This window comes from Sphingobacterium sp. UBA5639 (genome assembly GCF_002421245.1).
Taxonomy (GTDB): Bacteria; Bacteroidota; Bacteroidia; order Sphingobacteriales; family Sphingobacteriaceae; genus Sphingobacterium; species Sphingobacterium multivorum.
Window position 1 is genome coordinate 203,030 of the sequence record NZ_DIJR01000024.1, and the last position, 7,288, is coordinate 210,317.

Here is a 7,288-nt window from a genome sequence, read left to right on the forward strand (position 1 = left end):
GATGAGACTAAACCGAGCTTAGCTTTCTGTTAATTAAATTGGATAAACATATCTTTAAAATTTAGTATCATTATAGAAAATTGGCGAATAATATCTTGTCCTATATTTCCATACACGGTTTCATTCTTAATCTTCGATTTTAATAGGCTTATATTTTTAAGAGCGATCGGTTTATCGCTAATATGGAATGTATGTTGTATAACAAATCCGTCATATTCAACTTGACCGCCTGCGCCTCCGATGGCGACCTTGGTCGGTATATCCTGTTTTTCGATATGTTGTTTGTAGGTTTCGTAAAATGGTGCATAAAGGATTGTTTTTTCAGCTCCTGTATCAAAAGTATAGTGCTTTCCATCAATGGCAATAAGCGGTGATAACCCATCTATTGCAAGATTCGATGCTTTCCATGAAACTGTAGGTCTCTTGGGTACAATGAAAAAATCGTCCTGTGTAAGCTGTACTTCTTGCAGTGCTTCAATAACAGGGAAGCCTATTATACCATTGATCTGATAGCCAATTTGCGGGATACAAAGTGCGCTGTCTGGGAAAACCAGGAATATTGCGTTTGAAATGTTGATGCTACCAAGTTTTAATTGTTTACAAACGGCCAAATCGGCTTTGATAGAAACACCGGTAATGGCGTCTACATCAATATCTGCACGGATAAGATCCATATGAAGACGTTTGGCCACGGACTCTGTGACTGTCGATAGGTTTGCTCCGGTATCAAATATAAAACTTGCCGTATCGCCGTTGACTGTTAGTGTTAGATTCTTCAACCCGGCTTTATCTTTCGTCATTTTAAGACGGGTATCGGCGTTGATTTCTATAAGCTGTGGCCGCACATGTTCAAGTGCTGACCAGATTTTTAGATTGTTTCTGAGATCCGCTCTTGTATCTGTTGACAGCAAAGGATCGAAGTCGAGTAGGATTTTCTGGGTTGTCTGTTTTGCCCCCGCGTAATCTTTCAGTTTGACAAAATTATCTTCCTGAACACGCCGTAATTTTAGTCGCAGTGTGTCGGGTAATTCTTCTGTTGCTGCGCTCAATAGTGCTATTTTTTTGTTTGAAGCGATGGGTTTGTTAAAGGCGTTATCGAGTATTGCCAAAATAAAAACTTGCTCATTGGCGTTTAAGAAAGGTTTATTTACCCTAAACAGGTCGCGGGCAGTGAAGAAATCTTTTGATGCTATTAGCTGATATAGCCTGTTGAATTTAGTTGAGGAGGATTGTCCGAAATTAAGCTGGATGGTGATGAATAACAGGAAACATATTGATACGCATTTTTTGAAATGATTTGCTGGGAGATTCATGGTGTATTCAATTAATTGTCTTTTGGTCAACGATATGTTCACGCTCTTAAATGTCGGAAAAGTTCTTGTTAATTTTTTAATTTTATTGTTGCTTATTTTGTTATTGATCAATGGTTTATGTTGTGAAGTTGTGTGTAATACTTGTGGTCTTGAATAATTAAGGTTAAATTAGCTAATGTTTTGAGAAATTTCTCCCAAAAGGATTGGATAGGCGAGGTCTCCGCGATTGGTGGACAGTAATATATTTGTAAATAGCATAATTTAATGAAACAGAAGACGATGAATATTAGGTATAATAAAGGAATTATTTTTTTTGGTCTTGCGGCTTTATCGACCAGTTTATTTTTTGGCTGTGGAAACACAGGCACTAAAAATGAGGCCAAGGCCGAAAAGGTAGAGGGACCTGCTGAAGCTATTGCTGACACTGCAACCACAACGCAGGAGTTATCTTTTAAGGATAAAGAGGGTAAGGTTCTTCAATTAAGTGCTTTAAAAGGTAAGGTCGTGTTTATTAATTTCTGGGCGACCTGGTGTCCCCCATGTATTCATGAACTACCTTCTATTGACCAGCTTAGGCAATCGCTTAAAGATAATAAAGATATCGTTTTTCTCATGGTAGATGTGGATGGCGACATAGAAAAGTCTTCAGCATTCATGGCCGAAAACAAGTATGATCTACCACTTTACATAGCAGCGGGTGAAATTCCTGCAGAATTCTTAGGACAGTCCATACCAACAACGGTTATCTTGGATAAAGCGGGTAAGATCGTAGAGCGTCTGGAAGGAAGCCGTGACTATGGGGCCCCTGAGATAAAAAAAGCATTGGAGGATATCGCGAGCGGTAGCTAAAGCTCGAAGGTTGTGATCACTATTTTATATAGCTGGAGAATAGAATTTGAAAAGAAAAACATTATTTTCGCGGTGTCAAGTTAATTTATAGCTATGTCCGAACTTCAAGAGCAGACTGCAGTCAGAACGACTTATTTTAGTATTGTAGGTAATGCATCACTGGCATTATTAAAATGGTTAGCTGGTTTCTTTGGAAACTCTTATGCGCTGATAGCGGATGCAATTGAGTCAACGGCAGATATTTTCTCTTCATTTCTAGTGCTCCTCGGTTTAAAATATGCGCAACGACCTGCCGACGACAATCACCCTTATGGCCATGGTCGGGTAGAACCACTCATTACATTTATTGTCGTTGGTTTTCTTATTGTTTCTGCAACCATAATCGCTTATGAAAGTATTGAGAATATAGGAACGCCACATGACCTGCCAAAGCCTTGGACCTTATTTGTTCTGGGTGGGATCATTGTGTGGAAAGAGATTTCTTATAGGATCGTTATGAAGAAAAGTAAAGAAACTAATAGTTCTTCACTTCGTGCAGACGCTTGGCATCATCGAAGCGATGCGATAACGTCAGTTGCAGCTTTCATTGGGATATCTATTGCATTGTTGCTCGGAAAGGGATATGAAAATGCGGATGACTACGCGGCATTATTTGCCGCTGGATTTATACTTTATAACTGTTACCATATTTTCAGACCGGCGCTTGGCGAGATCATGGATGAAAATGTATACAATGAGGTCATTGACAATATCCGGCAAGAAGCATTAAAAGTAGATGGGATAAAAGCCACGGAAAAATGTTTTGTCCGCAAATCGGGGGCTAAATATCACGTCGATCTGCACGCTATTGTCGATAGTGAAATTACGGTAAGAGAAGGGCATGAGCTGGCGCATAAACTCAAAGACCACTTGGTTGCGCATATTCCTGATCTTGGTCATGTGATGATCCATATTGAACCGAACGAATGCCTTTGGGAATCAAATTAAAAATGGCAGCACCTATTATTTTTCTTGAACCGTGCTGCCATTTGATTGTTTAAAAACTTAGGTGTTTTCAGCTTCAAGCAATTGAATCTGCCATTTAATCTGATCCGCTTTAATAGGGTAATCGATATTATTTCTTAAGCTTTCATAAATGGCTTCAAACAGCTGATTGTAATCTCCTGTATGTGGCGTTACTAAAGACTCATGTTTTTGATTTGATACGTCTATCGTAACAAGTTTTCCCTCGAGGCCGGCTGGCTCAAGGCCATAAGATGGATCGTCGGGCAACATACCATCTAGCAATTGCTGTTCTTGCACATCCGTCATATTCTTGATAAAACTCCCTTTTGTACCATTTAAGACAAAGGCGGGCTGCGGAGAGGCGACAAGTAAACTGCCTGTTAAATACACGTTCAGTCCAGCTGGATAATAAAGATGATAGTGAAAATAATCTGCAACTTTAGAATCGGGTCTGTTGATGGATGTTGTCTTGGTAAATTTAACCGGTTTTCCAAAAAGTGAGATTGCCTGATCAATAAGGTGCGGACCTAGGTCATAAGTGATACCATTGGAAATATACTGCGTATCTTCCTTAAAGTATTTTTGTCCCAATTCCATTTTATAGCGATCAAATCTGAAATGCACTTCAATCAGCTTTCCTAATTCTCCACTTTCGATCACTTTTTTAATGTCTAAAAAGTGACTATCATATCGTCTGTTTTGATAGAAAAATAAGTCTTTTCCTTGTTTTTTGCTGATGGCAAGAAGCGTATCGAATTGTGTAGAATCATCAACGGCAGGTTTTTCTATCAAAACGTGTTTTCCTGCCTCTAGGGCGTCTTTTGCATATTGGAAATGGGTATAGTTTGGTGTGTTCACAATGACCAGTTCGATGCTTTCATCCGCTAGTAATTCAGTTATATTATCGTAGCTTTTTATTGCCGGATAAAATTCATGTGCGTTTTTTTTCGACCGTTCTACAACAGCGCTGAGATTGAAATGTGGATTGGTATGTATAAATGGCGCGTGAAAAACACGTCCTGACATGCCAAAACTTAGTATTCCTGTGTTAATTTGAGTGTGTTTCATGTTGATTTAAAATATTTTAGCGCAGTTTTGCTACTTGTTGGACTTCAATATAAAATTTAATGCTATTGCGTGCTTTTTTTGTCCGTGTTCGATTCTACAATGCGGTTTGCAAAGTGATGTGTTACGCCATCTTCTGTTGCTCGAAGACATACCGAACACAGTTGATAAAAAAGTGAATGTTCTACAACGCCTGTAATGAGTTTGATTTGTTTATTCAAATCAAAAATATCAGGCAGTTTAGAAAAATAAATGTCTGCCAGGAAATTACCTCTTTCAGATAGTAGAGGCCCCGATTTTTGTTCAGATTTTCGTAATACAATGTTTGATATCGCTGAAGAATAGCTTGATTTTAGTTCTTTAAGTACCGATAGCCAGGCGTCGGGAATAATTTCAACACATAGCGGATATTTTGTGGTCAGTTTATCGACCATCTTTGCGCCATCGACCAAGAGAATAAATTGCTTTGCCATATTCGCCATAATCTTTTCACCTGTATGTACGCCGCCGCCACTTTTGAACGCATTTAAATGAATGTCCACCTGATCACAGCTGTCAAAATAATAATCCAGCGTTGCTATGGTACTGTTATCAATACAAATAAGACCATTTTCTTGGAGCAGTATTTTGGTTTCCAAAGAAGGCGATGTAAATTTCAGGCTGGATTTAAAACTGACCCTACTGGCAATTAATTCAATGAAATAAGCTATTGTTGATCCAACACCTAGTCCAATGAATTGATCAGGTTCTAAAAGTTGAAGAGCAGCTTTGGCGGCTTCCTGTTTGAGATTGTTCATAAATGGTAAACTTATAAAATTGTAATACCTTGTTCGACATAAGGCTGCAAAATGCGATCAGAAGGATCCTTTTCTGTAATTAAATAACTGATATCAGATGCGCGGCATGTTAGAAAAGATGCCAGGGTATCGAGCTTATTGCTCGTTGTGGCAGCAACAATGTTCATTGAATTTTTACATAGTACTCTTTTGATAGCTGTTTCTTCGCGAGTTCTTGCCGTAAGTCCACGATAGGGGTCCAGGCTACATACACCTATGAAGCTGACATCCGCATATATTTCTTCAAAGGTAGAAATAGTTTGCTGTCCCTGCATCGTAAGAGATGATTTGCAGAAAGCGCCACCCGCGAAAATCAAGCTGATGTTTGGGAGGTTTGCAAGTATATTGGCTATTGGGAGACTATGTGTGACCACAGTAAGGTTTAGGCTATCTGGAATGTTGCCAGCAATTGCCTGTGTTGTTGTGCCACCGTCAAAAAAGACGACTTGATGATCTTTCAATAGTGTGATCGATTTTTCTGCTATGGCTTGTTTCTCCATAACATCAAGGTTATTTCGGTCGTATATATCGAATGGTAAGTTTGACCGTAAAGTGGCTCCCCCTCGAATAGCGCGGAGCAAGCCAGCGTCAGATAGTTCTTTAAGATCACGTCGGACGGTATGCTCAGAGACACCAAGTTCGGCCGCTAACTCTGTCATTACTAATTTCCTTTCCTTTTTGATTTTAACTAATATAAAATCGTGACGTTCTTCTTTGGATATCATACTATAAATGTAGTGTTTTTGTGCTATATGCTGCAATATTTGTCATTATAATCGTTGTAGTATTGCGATATATTGCAATATTTCGAGTTATTTATCGTTGAATTGTTTATTTGTGTTTTTTAATTTTGATCCCAATTCAATTTTGTTGAACTTGTTTTTGCGGTACTTTTTTCTATTAGCATTATATTTGTGAATGATCAATAATAGTTTCGATCGCTCTTCAGTGGTAACCAATTTATAATTTTCACTTTTACAGGCTGTTGTTTGCTACTACATGTAAAACCATAGAAATCAATTAAAATATGAATATTATCGTAAAAATTGCAGGCTCTATTCTGTTCGCCTTTTTATGCGGCTGCAGCGTGCAGCCTGCTGGAAAGCTTAAAAAAGAACAATGGGTATTAGGAGGCTTTGAACGGCCCAAAGGTGTCAATCCAATTATTGAGCCCGATACGAGTTCCGTATTTTATGATCCAATGCTGAAGAAAGAAATTCGATGGGAGGACAACGACACTTTTAATCCTGCTGCAGTAGTAAGGGGAAATAGTATCTATGTCATTTATCGTGCAGAAGATCGGACAGGAAAAGCTATTGGCCACCGGACCTCCCGATTGGGGTTAGCAGCTAGTGCTGACGGTATTCATTTTGAACGACTGAAAACGCCTATATTCTATCCGGGGCCTGATGAGCAGCAAGATAACGAGTGGCCTGGCGGGACAGAAGATCCTCGGATAGCACAGACTGAGGATGGGCGTTTTGTGCTATTTTATACCCAATGGAACCGAAAGGTACCGCGGCTTGGTGTAGCAATATCCACTGATCTGAAACACTGGACTAAATACGGTCCTATTTTTAAGAACTCGAGAAATAGGCGCACTCTAGTCAATGAACCGCATAAATCGGCTTCTATTGTGACTACATTGAAAGGTAACAAACAGGTTATAGCTAAAATCAATGGGAAATATTGGTTGTACTGGGGAGAACATGGTGTTTATGGCGCCACATCCGATAATTTGATTGACTGGGTACCCGTAACAGATAATAGAGGTACACTGAAAGCCTTCATTTCGCCGAGGGATGGTTACTTTGATAGTTCGTTGACAGAGTGCGGTCCTCCAGCAGTTTTGACTGATAAAGGAATTGTATTGCTATACAATGGTAAGAATCATGCTGAGAAAGGGGATGTGCGTTTTAATAAAAATACCTATTCCGCTGGACAGGTTTTATTTAGTCCACGAGATCCGACAAGCGTATTGGCTCGAATGGATGTTCCGTTTTTACGCCCCATGGAATCTTTCGAAAAAAGTGGACAATATATAGATGGAACGGTTTTTATCGAAGGATTGGTCTTTTTTAAACAAAAATGGTTTTTATATTATGGTTGTGCGGACTCTAAAGTTGCTGTGGCTATTTATGATCCGCGCCATCCAGGGCTTATGGATCCTGTGCCTGAACTGTAAAAGGGAAGAAGTTGGGATCATACCGAAAGTTTGGG

The 7,288-nt window shown here is 39.3% G+C and carries 7 protein-coding genes; 3 read left to right on the top strand and 4 right to left on the bottom strand.

The window, feature by feature from the left end:
- Positions 1-29: 29 nt before the first annotated feature.
- Entirely contained in the window at positions 30-1,313 is a 1,284-nt protein-coding gene (locus B4Z90_RS14740) for a pepsin/retropepsin-like aspartic protease family protein (RefSeq protein ID WP_286802642.1), read from the bottom strand.
- A gap of 279 nt (positions 1,314-1,592) precedes the next feature.
- On the opposite strand from B4Z90_RS14740, the gene B4Z90_RS14745 reads away from it, so the two are divergent.
- Positions 1,593-2,162, top strand: a complete 570-nt coding sequence (locus tag B4Z90_RS14745) for a TlpA family protein disulfide reductase (protein WP_139144947.1) — start codon at positions 1,593-1,595, stop codon at positions 2,160-2,162.
- 93 nt (positions 2,163-2,255) lie between these two features.
- Positions 2,256-3,149 carry a cation diffusion facilitator family transporter gene (locus B4Z90_RS14750; protein WP_070564262.1) on the top strand — a complete coding sequence of 298 codons (894 nt, stop codon included), beginning with the start codon at positions 2,256-2,258 and terminating at the stop codon, positions 3,147-3,149.
- 57 nt (positions 3,150-3,206) lie between these two features.
- On the opposite strand, the gene B4Z90_RS14755 is transcribed toward B4Z90_RS14750, so the two are convergent.
- From B4Z90_RS14755 to B4Z90_RS14765, 3 genes are all read right to left on the bottom strand, one after another.
- A complete protein-coding gene (locus B4Z90_RS14755) occupies positions 3,207-4,235 on the bottom strand; it encodes a Gfo/Idh/MocA family oxidoreductase (protein ID WP_286767535.1) in 1,029 nt (342 codons plus the stop codon).
- Positions 4,236-4,297: 62 nt separating this feature from the next.
- Positions 4,298-5,029, bottom strand: a complete 732-nt coding sequence (rpiA, locus tag B4Z90_RS14760; RefSeq protein ID WP_070564256.1) for a ribose 5-phosphate isomerase A — start codon at positions 5,027-5,029, stop codon at positions 4,298-4,300.
- Between the two features lie 11 nt (positions 5,030-5,040).
- Positions 5,041-5,793: a DeoR/GlpR family DNA-binding transcription regulator gene (locus tag B4Z90_RS14765; RefSeq protein WP_083295861.1), complete on the bottom strand. Its 753-nt coding sequence runs from the start codon at positions 5,791-5,793 to the stop codon at positions 5,041-5,043.
- Positions 5,794-6,095: 302 nt separating this feature from the next.
- Here B4Z90_RS14765 and B4Z90_RS14770 point away from each other — a divergent pair, with 302 nt between their 5' ends.
- Positions 6,096-7,253 (top strand): glycoside hydrolase family 130 protein, encoded by a 1,158-nt coding sequence (locus B4Z90_RS14770; RefSeq protein ID WP_286802643.1) that lies wholly within the window; start codon positions 6,096-6,098, stop codon positions 7,251-7,253.
- Positions 7,254-7,288 lie beyond the last annotated feature (35 nt).